15 protein-coding genes are annotated in these 16,081 nt (G+C 40.6%); 12 read left to right on the plus strand and 3 right to left on the minus strand.

Translation table 11 applies throughout. The features are described from left to right. Nucleotides 1-9: 9 nt before the first annotated feature. The 7 genes from H4075_RS08465 (at nt 10) to H4075_RS08495 (ending at nt 9,629) form a co-directional block, all read left to right on the plus strand. Nucleotides 10-1,218 carry a CmpA/NrtA family ABC transporter substrate-binding protein gene (locus H4075_RS08465; protein ID WP_182805908.1) on the plus strand — a complete coding sequence of 403 codons (1,209 nt, stop codon included), beginning with the start codon at nt 10-12 and terminating at the stop codon, nt 1,216-1,218. Between the two features lie 70 nt (nt 1,219-1,288). Further along, a complete protein-coding gene (gene ntrB / locus H4075_RS08470; protein WP_182805909.1) occupies nt 1,289-2,074 on the plus strand; it encodes a nitrate ABC transporter permease in 786 nt (261 codons plus the stop codon). A gap of 18 nt (nt 2,075-2,092) precedes the next feature. Continuing rightward, nucleotides 2,093-2,290 (plus strand): nitrate/nitrite transporter NrtS, encoded by a 198-nt coding sequence (gene nrtS, locus H4075_RS08475; protein WP_182805911.1) that lies wholly within the window; start codon nt 2,093-2,095, stop codon nt 2,288-2,290. 48 nt (nt 2,291-2,338) lie between these two features. Then, nucleotides 2,339-3,196, plus strand: a complete 858-nt coding sequence (locus H4075_RS08480) for an ABC transporter ATP-binding protein (protein ID WP_182805913.1) — start codon at nt 2,339-2,341, stop codon at nt 3,194-3,196. A gap of 28 nt (nt 3,197-3,224) precedes the next feature. Further along, a complete protein-coding gene (locus H4075_RS08485; protein WP_182805915.1) occupies nt 3,225-4,529 on the plus strand; it encodes a NarK family nitrate/nitrite MFS transporter in 1,305 nt (434 codons plus the stop codon). 37 nt (nt 4,530-4,566) lie between these two features. Continuing rightward, nucleotides 4,567-8,136: a nitrate reductase gene (locus H4075_RS08490; protein WP_255460403.1), complete on the plus strand. Its 3,570-nt coding sequence runs from the start codon at nt 4,567-4,569 to the stop codon at nt 8,134-8,136. Then, a complete protein-coding gene (locus tag H4075_RS08495) occupies nt 8,133-9,629 on the plus strand; it encodes a rubredoxin (protein WP_182805917.1) in 1,497 nt (498 codons plus the stop codon). Before H4075_RS08490 ends, H4075_RS08495 begins: the two co-directional genes overlap by 4 nt. Here the strand turns inward: H4075_RS08495 and mobA are convergent. Further along, nucleotides 9,615-10,199 carry a molybdenum cofactor guanylyltransferase gene (mobA, locus tag H4075_RS08500; RefSeq protein WP_182805918.1) on the minus strand — a complete coding sequence of 195 codons (585 nt, stop codon included), beginning with the start codon at nt 10,197-10,199 and terminating at the stop codon, nt 9,615-9,617. The two genes, H4075_RS08495 and mobA, sit on opposite strands and share 15 nt — an antisense overlap. A 12-nt stretch (nt 10,200-10,211) precedes the next feature. Continuing rightward, nucleotides 10,212-10,511, minus strand: a complete 300-nt coding sequence (locus H4075_RS08505; protein ID WP_182805920.1) for a SelT/SelW/SelH family protein — start codon at nt 10,509-10,511, stop codon at nt 10,212-10,214. A 74-nt stretch (nt 10,512-10,585) separates the two neighbouring features. On the opposite strand from H4075_RS08505, the gene H4075_RS08510 reads away from it, so the two are divergent. Further along, nucleotides 10,586-11,464 carry an MOSC domain-containing protein gene (locus tag H4075_RS08510; protein WP_255460404.1) on the plus strand — a complete coding sequence of 293 codons (879 nt, stop codon included), beginning with the start codon at nt 10,586-10,588 and terminating at the stop codon, nt 11,462-11,464. 24 nt (nt 11,465-11,488) lie between these two features. Then, complete coding sequence (moaA, locus tag H4075_RS08515) at nt 11,489-12,469, plus strand: GTP 3',8-cyclase MoaA (protein WP_182805922.1); 981 nt, start codon at nt 11,489-11,491, stop codon at nt 12,467-12,469. Nucleotides 12,470-12,557: 88 nt separating this feature from the next. Here moaA and H4075_RS08520 read toward each other — a convergent pair whose 3' ends face one another. Then, on the minus strand, nt 12,558-13,454 hold the full coding sequence (locus H4075_RS08520; RefSeq protein ID WP_182805924.1) for a helix-turn-helix domain-containing protein: 897 nt from the start codon (nt 13,452-13,454) through the stop codon (nt 12,558-12,560). Nucleotides 13,455-13,607: 153 nt separating this feature from the next. Between H4075_RS08520 and H4075_RS08525 the strand changes: the two genes are divergently transcribed. Genes H4075_RS08525 through H4075_RS08535 form a run of 3 tightly spaced genes read left to right on the plus strand, consistent with a single transcriptional unit; the run spans nt 13,608 to nt 16,067 of the window. Further along, nucleotides 13,608-14,585, plus strand: coding sequence for an aldo/keto reductase (locus H4075_RS08525; RefSeq protein ID WP_182805926.1), 978 nt, complete (start codon nt 13,608-13,610; stop codon nt 14,583-14,585). A gap of 15 nt (nt 14,586-14,600) precedes the next feature. Beyond that, on the plus strand, nt 14,601-15,065 hold the full coding sequence (locus H4075_RS08530) for a nuclear transport factor 2 family protein (protein WP_220494904.1): 465 nt from the start codon (nt 14,601-14,603) through the stop codon (nt 15,063-15,065). 21 nt (nt 15,066-15,086) lie between these two features. Then, nucleotides 15,087-16,067: an aldo/keto reductase gene (locus tag H4075_RS08535; RefSeq protein ID WP_182805927.1), complete on the plus strand. Its 981-nt coding sequence runs from the start codon at nt 15,087-15,089 to the stop codon at nt 16,065-16,067. The last annotated feature ends 14 nt before the right edge of the window (nt 16,068-16,081 follow it).

Genomic DNA, 16,081 nt, shown 5'->3' on the forward strand with positions numbered 1-16,081 from the left:
AACAACAACATGAAACTCTCAATAAAAAAACTGGTTCTTTTTTCAGCAATGGCGCTGTTGCTTACAGGCATGTTCGCCTTTAAACTTTCTACGCCTTCACGTAAAATAAAACTGGGGTTTATTCCTCTTACCGATTGCGCACCGCTGGTAGTGGCAAAAGAACTCGGACTCTTTGCGAAGTATGGAGTGGATGTGGAACTTGAAAAACAAGCATCATGGGCAGTGGTACGTGATAAAATATTGAACGGTGAATTAGATGGCGCACATTGTTTATTCTCAATGCCGCTTTCTGTTTACACAGGTGTTGGTGGTAAGGCAGGTTCCGAAATGAAAATTGCGATGGTGTTAAATAACAATGGCCAGGCAATTACATTGTCAAAAGATTTTTGCGGACAGGTTGGGTTTAAACAAGTGAACAAAGCTGCAGGTGGAGTAAAAAATGTTCAGGGCAGAAAGGAAGTAACCTTTGCACAAACATTTCCCGGCGGTACGCATGATATCTGGTTGCGTTACTGGATGTCGGCAGCAGGTATCAATCAGAAATCAGTTGGTATCATTACCATTCCTCCTCCGCAAATGGTGGCCAACATGCGTGTTGATAATATGGAAGGTTTTTGTGTTGGTGAACCATGGAATGGTGTTGCAGCCGCACAAAACGTTGGCTTTACACATATCTCTTCACAGGATCTCTGGAAGAATCATCCTGAAAAAGCATTGGTTGTGAATTCAGCTTTTGCTTCTGCCAGCAGGGAAGATCTCAAGAAAGTAATGAAAGCAATTGTTGAAGCATGCAGGTGGCTCGATGTAATGAGCAACAGGTCAAAAGCAGCTTCATGGCTTTCAAAACCAAATTATGTAAATGCGCCTGTTCAGGTATTGGAAGCAAGATTGAAAGGTTCATACGATCTCGGTTGCGAGTTAGGTGTACAAAAGTATAAAGATGATTACATGACGTTTTATAATAACGGTATTGTAAACATGCCTAAGAAATCATACACCGCATGGTTTCTTGCACAGTATGTTCGTTTTGGATATTTAAAAGCTGAGCCGAATTACAAAGGCATTGCAGAAAAATTAGTGTTGGATGATCTGTTTGCAGAAGTAGCAAAAGAAATGGGTATACCGGTGCAAACGGATATGCAGGTGATCAAAACAAATTTTGATGTGGCATTTGATCCAAACAATGTATCGGCTTATTTGAAAACAACAAAACATTAAAAATGGTGAGTGGTCAGTGGTGAGTTGTAAGTAATGATTCACCGCTGACGATCACAATAAAATATTTACAATGAAAAATTTCTTCTCCATAAAAACGCTTCTTTCAGCGGTCTACTTTTTAGGTGGGCTTGCGCTGATGGGTGGTATATGGGAATTAATTGCAGCTATCACTAAACATGAGATCCCAACACCGGCAATGACATGGGAAGTGTTTAAAGAAGTTATGCAAAATCCCATGCAGAACGATCCTGATTACAAAGGCATCGGTGTGAAATTGATCAGCTCACTCAGTCGTGTAGGAATTGGTTTTGGCTTTGGTAGTTTATTCGCTATTCCGATTGGTTTGATCATGGGGTCAAATAAAATTACCATGAACATCATTAATCCAATGGTGCAGATACTTCGCCCTGTTTCTCCATTGGCATGGTTCCCGTTGGGACTTGCCATTTTCCAGGACTCACCACAGGCAAGCATCTTTATGATCTTCATTTGTTCATTGTGGCCAACGCTTATCAATACAGCATTTGGTGTATCACATATTCCGCAGGATCATAAAAATGTTGGAAAGGCATTTGGCTTTTCCCGTTGGAAATACATTACAAAAATTGTGTTGCCTTATACATTCCCGCACATCTTAACCGGTTTGCGTTTGTCGATTGGTGTGGCATGGATGGTAATTGTAGCAGGAGAGATGTTATCAGGTGGTATGGGGCTTGGATATTTTGTTTGGGAAGAAGGATTTAATGGCGGCAGTGTTGCAAAGATCCTTGTAGCCATCATCATCATTGGTATTGTTGGGTTGTTGCTCGACAGAATTTTTATGGCTTTGCAAAAGCGTTTCAGCTTCGCTGCATAAAACCTAAAACAGATGTTTATGAATAAGAAAAATATAACAACAGCTTTACTGGTAGCAGTGATCGTTGGAACTATTCTGAATATAATAAACAGCTATGAAGTGATTGTGAATGGAACATTTACAGGTAAGAACATGCTCAGGATCATGCTCACCTACATCACACCATTTTGTGTGTCGCTTTATTCTTCAACAAAAGCTTCAAAGCAAAAAGCATGAACGGAGTGATAACAGAAAACGAAATTTTAAATTCTTAACTGAAAAGTTATGACAACAACATTAGGACTAAGCCCACGGGTGGTTGAAATAAGCAAGACAGATACTGCCGAGGCAAACAGTATTGAAATAAACAATGTAACTGTAAGCTTTAAAACGCCTACCGGTGTTTACACAGCCGTGAAAGATATTTCATTGAACGTAAGGAAAGGAGAGATCGTTGCACTCATTGGTCACTCGGGCTGTGGTAAATCAACACTCATGGGCACAATCAGTGGCATGGTGAAACCAACATCAGGTGAAGTGATCGCTAATGGAAATGTGGTTTCAAAACCAGGCCCTGACAGAGGTATTGTTTTTCAAAACTATTCCTTGCTTCCCTGGCTGAGTGTTTATAGTAATATCTACGAAGCTGTTGACGCAGCGTTGAAAGATAAATCAGCAGCAGAAAAGAAAGCATTGGTTGAAAAGAATTTGAAGATGGTGAATCTCTGGTCGCACAAAGACAAATTGCCCGGGCATTTATCAGGTGGCATGAAACAACGTGTAGCTATTGCACGAGCATTCGCCATCAACCCAAGTATTCTTTTGCTTGATGAGCCTTTCGGTGCATTGGATGCTTTAACTAAAAGTAACATGCATGTAGAGCTGTTGAAATTATGGAACCTCGATAACAGGGAAAAAACAATTGTGATCGTTACACATGATGTGGAAGAAGCAATTTTCTTAAGCGATCGTGTAGTGGTGATGAACAATGGTCCGGCTGCTACCATCAAAGAAATTGTTGATGTGCCGTTGCCAAGACCAAGAAATAAAAAAGAGATCGTTCATGATGAATGTTACATGGCGATCCACGACAAGTTATTAAGTCTCCTGATCGATAAATTTTCAATCAACGATATACATTAATTCATTCTAACACTTAAAACAGCAGCTGATGTCGCAAGCAACATTACAACAACCACTAAGCAAACTCAATATCTTTTCATTGAGTGGTGTGCAAATGAGAACCTTCCATATTACCTGGCTTACATTTTTTGTTTGCTTTTTTGGATGGTTTGGATTAGCTCCTTTAATGCCAACCATTAAAGAAGACCTACATTTAGATAAGTCACAGATCGGAAACATTGTGATTGCATCTGTATCAGGTACCATCATTGCACGTTTGCTCATTGGTCGTTTGTGCGATACCTGGGGGCCACGGAAAACATACACTGTATTGTTATTGCTTGGTGCAATTCCGGTAATGGGTGTTGGCTTGGCACAATCATATACGTCGTTTTTGTTGTTCCGTTTAGCGATCAGCGTAATTGGTGCATCATTCGTGATCACACAGTTTCACACATCCATGATGTTTGCGCCAAACATTAAAGGAACAGCCAATGCAGTTGCTGGTGGTTGGGGTAATCTTGGTGGTGGTATCACCAACATGGTGATGCCGTTGATCTTTGCGGCCATTGTTGGTTTTGGTTATACCAAAGGCGAAGCATGGCGTTATGCGATGATCGTTCCCGGTGTAATGATGTTGGTGGTTGCATTTTTGTATTTCCGTTATACAAAAGATACACCTGCCGGTAACTACGATGAAATTCAACGTGAAGTAAAAGTAAAAACCAAAACTGATTACAGTGTGTTGAAAGACTGGAGAGTTTGGTCACTTGCATTAGCATATTCCGTTTGTTTTGGAATGGAAATCACCTTCGACAATATTGCTGCACTTCACTTTGTGCAGGAGTTTAAATTATCACAAAGCAGTGCAGGATTCTGGGCTGGTGTGTTTGGCTTCATGAACATTTTTGCACGTGCACTCGGCGGCATCTTTGCTGATAAGGTTGGCAGAAAATATGGTATGCGTGGTAAAGGTTTATTACTTGCTGCTGTATTGTTGCTTGAAGGTGCAGGATTGATGTTGTTTGCGCAAGCCGGTTCATTTACGATGGCTATAATCTCCATGATCTCTTTTGCATTGTTTTTGAAAATGGCGAATGGTGCAACATATGCTATTACTCCCTTTGTAAATGAAAAAAATGTTGGATTGGTGAGTGGTATTGTTGGTGCAGGTGGTAATGTCGGCGGTATGTTGTTTGGCTTCCTGTTTAAAAGTAAAAACATTACATACGTTGATGCATTCGGTTATATCGGTATGATCGTAATGGGTGTGTCGTTATTGGTATTGGTAACAAGATTTACGAAAAAAGAGAAAGTGGCAGAATTGAATGTGGCGTTAGAGAACGCAGCGTGATGATTTATTAAAGATTGTCTGCAAATAAAAAAGTAGCGTGAAGGAAACGAATGAACATACTATGGATCTGAACAGCTCAGGAAATACTGCAGCTAACCTTACCACCTGTTGTTATTGTGGAGTGGGTTGCGGTATTGTTACCAGTAAAGATAAATTGGGTCGTTTGCATGTGGAAGGCGATAAGAACCATCCTGTAAACAAGGGTATGCTTTGCAGCAAGGGCATGAATCTTCATTACACAGTGAACGATCGCTCTGATCGGTTGCTTTATCCGGAGATGCGTTACAACCGTAACCAGCCCCGTCAACGGGTAACATGGGATACAGCTTTGGAACGCACAGCAAAAGTATTTGCAACACTCATTGAAAAGTATGGTCCTGATTCGGTTGCGTTCTATGCATCGGGACAATGTTTAACAGAAGAATATTATGTGATCAATAAACTCATCAAAGGATTTATCGGCAGTAATAATATCGATACCAACTCACGTCTTTGCATGAGCAGTGCCGTGGTTGGTTATAAAATGAGTTTGGGCGAGGACAGTGTGCCAGTGAGCTATGATGATCTTGAACTGGCTGATGTAATTTTTGTGGCCGGTGCAAATCCTGCCTGGTGTCATCCCATTTTATGGAGAAGAGTGGAGGCAGCCCGTGAAAAAAATCCTGATCTCAAAATCATTGTCAGCGATCCACGTAAAACTCAAACATGCTCCATTGCCAATGTGCATCTGCAATTAAATCCGGGAACGGATATAACGCTGCATCATGCAATAGGAAGAGTGTTGATCGAGAACGGCGATATTGATCTCGACTTTATTGCTAATCATGCAGAAGGCTTTGAAAAATACCGTGATACTGTTTTTGAACGAACCATTGCAGAAGCAGCGATCATTTGCGGTGTTGATGAAAAAGATATTCGATTAGCAGCTTCTTATATTGGTAAAGCGAAAGGTTTCATCAGCATGTGGACGATGGGCTTGAACCAAAGTGTAATTGGTGTAAACAAAAACCTTTCACTCATCAACTTAAATTTAATTACTGGACATATAGGAAAACCAGGCTCTGGTCCGTTATCGTTAACAGGTCAGCCAAATGCGATGGGTGGAAGAGAAGTAGGTGGCTTGTCGAATTTATTACCTGCCCATCGTGACCTTTTAAATCCCGAACATCGTGCTGCAGTAGAAAATTTCTGGGGTGTTGCCCCGGGAACGATCGCTGCGAAGCCAGGTCTTACTGCTACAGAAATGTTTGAAGCGTTGAATGATGGACGGTTAAAAGCCATCTGGATCCTTTGCACCAATCCACTGATCAGTTTGCCTGATGTGCGCATGGCTGAAGAAGGATTGAAGAAAGCAAAGTTTGTAGTAGTACAAGACATCAGCAATCGCCCCGAGACAATCAGGTATGCCGATGTGCTGTTACCAGCAGCATCATGGACCGAAAAAGAAGGTACCATGACGAATGCAGAGCGGCGCATCAGCTACTTGAATAAAATTATAGATGCACCGGGGGAAGCCTTGCCCGATGCTGAGATCATTTGCCGCTTTGCAAAAAAGATGGGCTTCAAAGGTTTTGATTACAACAGCTTCTCCGAAATTTTTGCAGAACATGTTGCACTCACTGCCGGTACCAATATCGACATGAGCGGATTGAGTTATGAAGTTCTGAAAGAGAAACGTTCGGTTCAATGGCCGTATACTTCTTCATCAGAAAGCTATGGTACAAAGCGATTGTTCACTGATCGTAAATTTCATACGCCTTCGCAAAGAGCCATCATTCATTCGTTCAATGATGAGAATCAATCAGAAAAATTAAGTCCAGATTTTCCATTGGTGTTAACAACAGGTCGCATCCGTGATCAGTGGCATACCATGAGCAAAACAGGAAAAGTAAATAAACTCAACAAGCATATTTCAGAATCGTTTTTGGAAATACATCCTGATGATGCGGCTGAACGTTCCATTAAAGAAAATGATCTCGTTGAAATTTTTAATGGCAGAGGTAATGTAAGAGTGAAAGCAAAATTCACAACCGATATTAAGAAAGGGGTTGTGTTTTTGCCGATGCATTGGGGTAAAGTATTGAACAGTGATTTGAACAGGGCGAATAACCTCACCAATAATTTAGTTGATCCGAAAAGTAAAGAACCCGACTTTAAATTCTCTGCTGTTGAAGTGAAACTTCATAAGAAGGCAAAACAAAAAATAATTGTTGTTGGTGCCGGCGCAGGTGCCTGTGGTTTTGTACGCAGCTACCGCATGATCAATACAGATGATGAAATAGAGATTTTCAGCAAAGAAGATTTTCCGTTTTATAATCGTGTATTGTTGCCCGATTATATCAGTGGTACGCTGCAATGGCAGAACCTGGTGAAAATGACTGATGCAGAAGAATATGATTACAATATTAAACTGCATCGTGGTGTAAGCATTGCTGAAATTAACAGGGAACAAAAAACAGTAACCGATAGTAAAGGAAATATTCATCACTACGATGTGTTGTTATTGGCAACAGGCAGCCGTGCAGCGATGTTGCGTGATGTGCCTGCGATGCAGGGCATCTTTACCATGCGTAGCAGAACTGATGCGGATAATTTCAAGTATCATGTTGATCCTGCAAAGGGAAAAGTAGTGATCGTTGGCGGTGGTTTGCTGGGTATTGAATTGGCTGCATCACTTCGTGAAGTAGGAGTGGAAGTAACCATTGTGCAACGTATCTCCCGTTTAATGGATCGTCAGCTTGATCCGTTGGGAAGCCAGTTGCTGCATGAAGAGTTAACCGATAAAGGAGTTGATATTTATTACAACGATGAGATCGAACGTTTTCTTGGTGATACAACAGTTACCGGTATTCGTTTAAAGAGTGGTTTGATGATCGATTGCCAGGCGATTGTAATTGCAATTGGCACTGTGCCGAATATTGAAATTGCAAAAGCAGCCGGTATTGATTGTAAGCGTGGAGTTGTGGTGGATGAATACCTGCAAACAAATGATCCAGCTGTATTTGCCATTGGTGAAATTGCAGAGTTCAAAGGTTTTCTTTATGGTATTACTGCTGCAGCTGAACAACAGGCAGAAATTGTCGCACGCTATCTAGGTGGCGATATTTCCAACTACTATTCAGGTTCTTTGCTCATGAATATTTTGAAAATGCATGGCACAGAACTTTGTTCATTGGGTGAAGTGGAATGTCCGGATGATCCTGCTTACGAAGAAGTGGTGTTTATTGATAAAGCCAAACGCTATTACAAAAAATGTATCATTCACAATGATCGTTTGATCGGTGCTATTTTAATTGGTGATAAAAGCGAATTCCTTGAATACCGCAACCTCATTGAACAAAAAATGGAGTTGAGTGAAAAACGTTTACAGTTATTACGTTCAGGTAAAGCACCGGAACCTGTCATTGGAAAACTGGTGTGCAGTTGTAACAATGTAGGTGAAGGAAATCTCATCAACAAAATAAACGAAGGTTGTAAAGATCATTTGCAGTTATGTCAACTCACAGGTGCAGGTATGGGTTGTGGCAGTTGCAGGCCCGAAGTAAAAACGATCCTTGAAAACAACCTTCATTCAAATCTAAAAGAAACATCACTGGTAGAAAAATGAAAAACAGTTCAACCATAAAGATCAATTTCCGTGGCGGTATTATATCGCCGGGTGATCTGTACAATATATTGGTCGCTGCTACCAAAGTGGGCGTTCGTCATGTGAGTTTTGGTTTGCGTCAGCAATTGCTGATCACTGTTGCTGTTGAAGACAGGCAAACGTTTTTGGATGAATTGGATCTTATCGATATTGCTTATGAAGTAGGGACGGTGCAATTTCCAAACATCGTCAGCTCATATCCTGCAGAAGAAATTTTCATCAATAACACCTGGTTGAGCGAAGGTGTGTACAAAGATATTTTTGATGGTATCGATTATCAGCCAACGTTAAAAATAAATGTAAGCGACAGTAACCAGAGTTTCACGCCCATGCTTACCGGTAATATCAACTGGGTGGCTGCAAAGGAGTCTGCACATTTTTGGCATTTGTTCATTCGTTTTCCCAAGACGAATATCATTTTCGAATGGAATCAGCTGGTGTACACCAATGATGTTGCAAAAGTGTCGAAGGAAATTGAAGAGATCATTCTTGATCATCGTGATCGTTTCTCAGATAATACCGAAGCGCAAGGCGAAACATTGATGAAGCTGGTACACACTGATCGTTATATTACAAAACCTGTCGAAAAGCCCGTGCAATTACCTGCATTCAATCTTCCTTATTACGAAGGTTTCAACAGGTACAACAATAATAAATACTGGATGGGTGTGTACAGGCGTGATGAGTTGTTCAGTGTTGATTTCCTGAAAGAAGTGTGCAAGCTTTGTTTGGAAACCAAGATCGGGCAATTGTGTTCAACACCATGGAAAAGTATAATTGTAAAAGGAATTGACGAAAAAGATAAACTTAAGTGGAGTTTGTTGCTGGATAAATATCATCTTAATGTTCGACATGCAGCTAACGAATTAAATTTCCAGGTGGAAGATGATTGCCGTGAAGGATTGGCATTGAAAAACTATTTGGTGAAGCAATTGAATAATGAAGACACCCGCACATTTGGTCTTTGCTTTGGTATCAAAACAAGAAGCAAGAGCGAAGTGTTCAGTAGTATACTGGTGAAACGCAAACCGTTGTTAAAACTATTCGGTTGGGAATTGTTTTATGTATATGATATTCTTTGTGCAAACGATTTTAATCCTAATGCACGAACGGGATTTGTGTTTAGCAGCAATAATCCAAAATTCTTACTCTCAGAACAATTGCGTCGTTCGGTGAATGCATTTTACCAGAACCGTGAAGGCAAGCTCGCTCTTGTAGAAAAAGTGTTACCGGTTAAAAAAGAAGTGGAGAAGAAACCCGCAGCACAATATGTTTATCAATGTACTGATTGCTTAACGGTGTATGATGAAACAGTGGGCGAACCTGAAAACAATATTGCAGCAGGTGTATCATTCGAATCACTGCCGGCAGATTATTGTTGCCCTTTATGTGATGCAGGCAAAGAAAGTTTTACAAAAATTGAAAAATCGAAACTGGGTTTACAAACCGTTTAACTCAGCATGTGCATTAAAATTACGAAAGCAGGTTTTCTGAGCATCGTTCAATTGAATGCTGAACACGGTTAAATGATCAAGCATAAACTTCATGCTGTGCCTTGTTAACGAGCCATTTTGCAGCATATCAAAAATAGTGGCAAGTCCCTTTGCGGTATAGATGGCACACAATGGCTCAGGTTCATGATCGTTCATAAACACATATGCATTGTAACCCGGGTTTTGTTTATAAGCCGCAGAAAGTTCTTTGATCAATAGTGGTTCCATCAACGGCATATCGCAGGCAAATACAAACAGGTCTTCTGTGTTATACTGCAAATGCGCACTCAACACACCCAGCAATGGTCCATGCAATTGCAACGAAGCAGCATCAACAAACAGATCATCTGCTGCAAACACTTCTGCATAATCATTTAGCTGTTGCCTGTTCACAGAAAGTTTTACAGGAATGTCGAGTATGCTGAGTTTATCTACAGCAGTTTGGGCCCATGTATTTGCTTCGAGCTTCAACAAGCCTTTATCGCAGCCCATCCTGGAGCTTTGTCCGCCGCAAAGTATAATACCCGTCATAACAAAAATGAATTAGAGTGAACTCTGGTGATGAGGTTTTGTATCAGCATGCCCAAGACTTTTACCCGGGCTTACAATATCTCTCACCACCTGTTTTAATTCTTTGATCTCAGGAAAGCCACCATAGGTTTTGCGGTTGAAAATTTCTTTACCATCAATGGAAATATGAAAATCGCCGCTTACTTCACTAGGTTGCAGTGTAACGCCCTTCAATTCATTCTCAAACGTCGTGAGTAATTCCTGTGCGATGTAAGCAGAACGCAGGAGCCAATGACATTTCGGACAGTATTCAATGACAATAACAGGTTTCATGTAGTTTAGTTGATTATTAGGGATAAAAGAGCCTTATAAAATTACTGTTATTTTACTCGTGTAAAAATTATTCTTTGCAGCAAAACCAAAGCTGGCAGTCGTTTACAAATACTGTAATTTTAGGCATGCTTTCGATCAGCCATTTATATGTGTATCCCATAAAGTCGTTGGGTGGTATTGAACTCAGCTCGGCTCGTTTAACCGATCGTGGTATTGAACACGACCGTCGGTGGATGCTGGTTGATGAGAACAATCGCTTTTTAACCCAACGGGAATTTTCAAAAATGGCCTTGCTGCGCACAGCCATTCATGCAAATGAATTAACCGTTTATGAAAAGGGGAATGAAGTGGATAAGATCAGTGTTAACTTGTACCCAACAGGAAATGGAACAGTGAATGTGCAGGTGTGGGATGATGTGTGTGAAGCACTAGTGATGAGCAACGAGGTCAATGAATGGTTTACGCAGAAGTTAAATATGTCCTGTAAACTGGTGTATATGCCGGATGTGAGCAAACGAAAAGTGGATACAGAGTATGCATTCAATCATGAGATCACCGGTTTCTCCGATGCATTTCCTGTGTTGATGATCGGGCAGGCATCGTTGGATGATTTGAACAGCCGCTTGGAAAAACCTGTGCCGATGAATCGCTTTCGTCCGAATATTGTGTTTACTGACGGAACGGCATTTGAAGAAGATACGATGAGAGAGTTTCACATTAATGGAATAACATTTTATGCGGTGAAACCCTGTGCAAGATGTGTGGTAACAACCACCGACCAGGAAACCGGCATTACTTCCAAGGAGCCATTGAAAACATTGTCAACTTACAGAACAGGAAACAATAAAGTGTATTTCGGACAGAATATTTTATACAAGAACGAAGGAACTATAAAAGTGGGAGATGAGTTGAAAGTGGTGGAGACAAAAGAAGCATTGCAGTTGAATGCCTGATCATCTCTCAATAAAAAGAACAACATGTTGATCGATCAATATAACAGGGTACATAATTATTTACGGATATCGTTAACCGATAACTGCAACCTGCGTTGCTTTTATTGTATGCCGGAAGAGGATTATGAATTTACAAAGCAGGCAAGCCTGATGCAGGCAGACGAAATTGAATCGCTGGCAAAAACATTTGTACGCCTTGGCGTTAATAAAATCCGCTTAACCGGCGGCGAGCCATTAGTACGAAAAGATGCAGCCGATATTATTCTTCGCTTATCAAAATTGCCCGTTAAACTTACACTCACTACCAATGGTACAAGATTACATGAGTTTGTAGATTTGCTGGAAGAAGCAGGAGTGCGTTCGCTCAATGTGAGTCTTGATACATTACAAGCAGCAACTTTTCAGCATCTCACCAGGAGAGATCAGTTTCAAAAAGTCATGGATAATATTCAGTTACTCATCAACCGTAACTTTCATGTAAAAGTAAATGTGGTGGTAATGAAAGGACTGAACGATGGGGAGATCAATGATTTTATTGCATGGACAAAAGATACGCCTGTGCATGTTCGCTTTATTGAGTTTATGCCGTTCAGCGGTAACCAATGGACAAGCAACCAGGTATTCACCTGGCAACAGATTTTACAGGTAGTAGAACAACAATATTCTTTTCTTCCACTGAAGAATGAAGAACATGATACTGCAAAAGGCTATATCGTTCCCGGTCATACAGGAACATTTTCTGTGATCAGTACCATGAGTGCTCCTTTCTGCAGCAGCTGCAACCGCATGCGTTTAACAGCAGATGGTAAAATGAAAAATTGTTTGTTTGCAGAAAAGGAAATGGATCTGTTGGCTGCATTACGCAGCGGTGAAGATGTAACCGAACTCATCAAACAAAATATAGCAGCCAAAGCAAAAGAACTCGGCGGCCAATTCACTGCCGACTTTGAGCACATCAACGCAGAAACCATTCACAACAGAAGTATGATTGGGATTGGAGGATAAAAACAAGTACGAAGTCGGAAGTTAGAAGTACGAAGTAAGAAGCCCACCACGTCAGACGCCCTCGTCGGACGGAAAACGTTAAATAAACTTAATTCAGATTTCGATACTCATTCGGCGATTGCCCAACACGTTGTTTAAACAGTCGTGTAAAATGTTGCGGATATTTAAATCCTAATTCATACGCTATTTCACTGACTGATTTGCTGTGATCAAATATTTTTTCTTTAGCGATGTCAATCATCTTCGATTGAATGTATTCCTGTGCTGTCTTACCGGTTTCTTTTTTGATGAGGTCGCCAAAATAATTGGCTGATAAATTCAATTCACCTGCACAGTAAGCTACAGAAGGCAAGCCGATGGTTTGTGGTTTATCTGACTGGAAATACTCGTTCACTAAATTTTCAAATTTCTCCAGGATGCCTTTATGCGGATTGTCACGTGTAATAAACTGGCGATCGTAAAAACGCAGACAATAATCTAAAAACAATTCAATATTCGATACGATCAATCGCTTACTGTGTTTGTCAATACTTTGTTCTAATTCGTGTTCAATTTTAGAAAAACAATCGAGAATGATTTTCCGTTCACGTTCTGATAAATGCAATGCCTCGTTCGATTGATAACCAAAAAAACTATAATCCTGTATATGCCTTCCTAACGAAGTGCCGTGTATTAAATCAGGATGAAACACCAATGCATATCCTTTTGGTTGATACGTTTCGCCATTGCTGTTTACACCTGCCACTTGTCCCGGCGCAAGAAAAACCAATGTGCCTTCCTGGTAATCGTAGGTATGTCGGCCATACACCAAGTCACCACACTTCACATCTTTTAAAAAGATGGTGTAAAACCCAAAGTACATACGGGAGCCCTGGCGTGGAGCCGCTTTCGATAGATCAACCACACTCACCAGCGGATGCCGTGTTTCGTTGTTGTTGAAAACATTATAATCGTTGATGGTTTCAAATCTTCGCATCTCATTCATAGCAAAACGTTTTACGCTATCAAAGCTACAGCTTTCCTCATCTGTTACCCAACCACCACATGCAAAACAGTAATCTTGGTAGGTGAAACAGTAATCTGTATAACCTATAGGCGAGATATTCGACTCACCTTTGTAAAACAAAAAAGAAAAGATATGAAAAAGCGAACATTGGGTAACAGCGGATTAGAAGTTTCAGCCTTAGGAATGGGTTGTATGAACCTGAGTTTTGGCACAGGCAAAGCTGCTGATATAAATGAAGGAATCAGCGTGATTCGTAGTGCTTACGAAAAGGGCATTACCTTTTTTGATACGGCAGAAGCCTATGGCCCTTACACAAATGAAGAACTGGTAGGCGCAGCATTGCAACCTATGCGTAAAGAGGTGGTTATTGCGACAAAATTTGGAATGATTTCCGACACAGGAATTAACAGCCAACCAACACATATCAGAAAAGTGGTAGAGGCTTCTTTAAAAAGATTACGAACAGATTATATTGATTTATTGTACCAACATCGTGTTGACCCAAATGTGCCGATTGAAGATGTTGCAGGAACAGTAAAAGAGTTAATACAGGAAGGAAAAGTAAAACACTTTGGCCTTTCCGAAGCCGGAGTAAATACAATTCGCCGTGCTCATAATGTTCAACAAGTTTCAGCAGTTCAAAATCAATATTCGGTTTGGACAAGGGAACCAGAAGCTGAAGTGCTACCGCTTTGTGAGGAATTAGGAATTGGTTTTGTGCCATGGGCACCCATTGGAACAGGTTTCTTAACTGGAAAAATTACTCCAGATACTAAGTTTGACAGTGATACTGATCTAAGGGCTGTCTTTCCCCGTTTTACACCCGAAGCCATCAGAGCCAATATGCCGGTGGTAGACTTGCTTACCAAAATTGCCAATCGAAAAAATGCTACTCCGGTTCAAATTGCATTGGCATGGTTGTTAGCTCAAAAACCATTTATCGTACCTATTCCGGGAATGGACAAAATTGAATATTTAGATGACAATATTAAGTCAGTTGCTTTAGAACTTTCTTCAAGCGACCTGGAGGAGATCAATAACGGATTGGCAACTATTACTTTTCAGGGAGCAAGATTGAATGAAGGATTACTGGGTTTGTCAGAAGAATAAATAAAACTAAGAAGAATGAAACTTCTCTTGCAATTATTGATTCTAACTTTTCTATTAAATGCAACAGTGGCTTGTTCGCAAACAAAACCGCAAAAACAAGTAGAAATGGAAACAGAAACAGATAAATCATCAGTTCTTGAAGTGGCTCGCCAACTGACAGAGTTGATGATTGAAAAGAATATTGCTGCAATGAATAAGATTGTAGATAAAAATTTTACACTCACACATATCACAGGATATGTACAGTCAAAAAAGGAATGGTTCTCCGAAATTGAAACTGAGCGAATGAAATACTATTCATATAAAGAGGTGAAAACGTCAGTAGAGATTGACGGAAACAAAGGCACATTTGTTGGTCAGAATATTTTAGATGCAAGAATTTGGGGATCAAGAAATAACTGGCGACTGCAACAAACGATGCAGCTTGAAAAACGTAACGGCAAATGGATTATCCTGAAATCCGTGGCTACCACTTTTTAAGAAAATCATAAATAAAAAAATATGCAAAAGAGAATATTAGGTGATAGCGGATTGGAAGTTTCCGCATTGGGTTTAGGTTGTATGGGCATCAGTTTTGGTTATGGCAATGTGATGGATAAATCAGAAGCAATAAAGCTTATACGAGCCGCTTACGAAAAAGGAGTTACGTTCTTCGATACGGCTGAAATTTATGGCCCTTTCACGAATGAAGAATTGGTTGGTGAGGCATTAGAGCCGTTTCGGAAAAACGTTGTGATTGCAACCAAGTTTGGATTCAAGACTGGAACAACTCCTGGTGTGGATAGTCGTCCTGAAAATATCAGGGCTGTAGCAGAAGCATCATTAAAACGGTTGAGGACAGATGTGATTGATTTGTTTTATCAGCATCGTGTTGACCCCGCAGTTCCTATTGAAGATGTAGCAGGTACTGTGAAGGAATTAATAAAAGAAGGTAAGGTGAAGCATTTTGGATTATCTGAAGCAGGTGTGCAAACAATTCGCAAAGCACATGCTGTGCAACCGGTTACGGCACTGCAAAGTGAATATTCATTATGGTGGCGTGAACCTGAAGATGAAATATTGCCAACATTGGAAGAATTAGGTATTGGCTTTGTCCCTTTCAGTCCGTTAGGCAAAGGATTTCTTACAGGTAAGATCGATGAGAATACAACATTCGGTGCAACTGATTTCAGAAACACGGTACCCCGTTTTTCAGAAGAGAACCGGAAAGCAAACTTTGCTTTGATCGATCTGCTTGGCCGCATAGCGAAGAATATGAACGCAACTCCTGCACAAATTGCTTTAGCATGGTTGTTGGTGCAAAAGCCATGGATCGTTCCCATTCCTGGTACAACAAAATTGCATCGCCTGGAAGAAAATATTGCATCAACTGATGTTGTACTCAGCAAGGAAAATCTTAGCGATATAATTGATGCACTTTCGAGAATCACCGTGCAAGGTAACCGGTATAGTGAGCAGTCGCAAAAGCTCATCAACCGATAGATGATGTTGCATGC

It is taken from the genome of Lacibacter sediminis (genome assembly GCF_014168535.1).
GTDB lineage: Bacteria > Bacteroidota > Bacteroidia > Chitinophagales > Chitinophagaceae > Lacibacter > Lacibacter sediminis.

Excerpts from the sequence above, each read along its gene's own strand:
- H4075_RS08465 (WP_182805908.1), top strand. The coding sequence starts at position 10 with ATGAAACTCTCAATAAAAAAACTGGTTCTTTTTTCAGCAATGGCGCTG.
- ntrB (WP_182805909.1), top strand. The coding sequence starts at position 1,289 with ATGAAAAATTTCTTCTCCATAAAAACGCTTCTTTCAGCGGTCTACTTT.
- nrtS (WP_182805911.1), top strand. The coding sequence starts at position 2,093 with ATGAATAAGAAAAATATAACAACAGCTTTACTGGTAGCAGTGATCGTT.
- H4075_RS08480 (WP_182805913.1), top strand. The coding sequence starts at position 2,339 with ATGACAACAACATTAGGACTAAGCCCACGGGTGGTTGAAATAAGCAAG.
- H4075_RS08485 (WP_182805915.1), top strand. The coding sequence starts at position 3,225 with ATGTCGCAAGCAACATTACAACAACCACTAAGCAAACTCAATATCTTT.
- H4075_RS08495 (WP_182805917.1), top strand. The coding sequence starts at position 8,133 with ATGAAAAACAGTTCAACCATAAAGATCAATTTCCGTGGCGGTATTATA.
- mobA (WP_182805918.1), bottom strand. The coding sequence starts at position 10,199 with ATGACGGGTATTATACTTTGCGGCGGACAAAGCTCCAGGATGGGCTGC.
- H4075_RS08505 (WP_182805920.1), bottom strand. The coding sequence starts at position 10,511 with ATGAAACCTGTTATTGTCATTGAATACTGTCCGAAATGTCATTGGCTC.
- moaA (WP_182805922.1), top strand. The coding sequence starts at position 11,489 with ATGTTGATCGATCAATATAACAGGGTACATAATTATTTACGGATATCG.
- H4075_RS08520 (WP_182805924.1), bottom strand. The coding sequence starts at position 13,454 with ATGAATGAGATGCGAAGATTTGAAACCATCAACGATTATAATGTTTTC.
- H4075_RS08525 (WP_182805926.1), top strand. The coding sequence starts at position 13,608 with ATGAAAAAGCGAACATTGGGTAACAGCGGATTAGAAGTTTCAGCCTTA.
- H4075_RS08530 (WP_220494904.1), top strand. The coding sequence starts at position 14,601 with ATGAAACTTCTCTTGCAATTATTGATTCTAACTTTTCTATTAAATGCA.
- H4075_RS08535 (WP_182805927.1), top strand. The coding sequence starts at position 15,087 with ATGCAAAAGAGAATATTAGGTGATAGCGGATTGGAAGTTTCCGCATTG.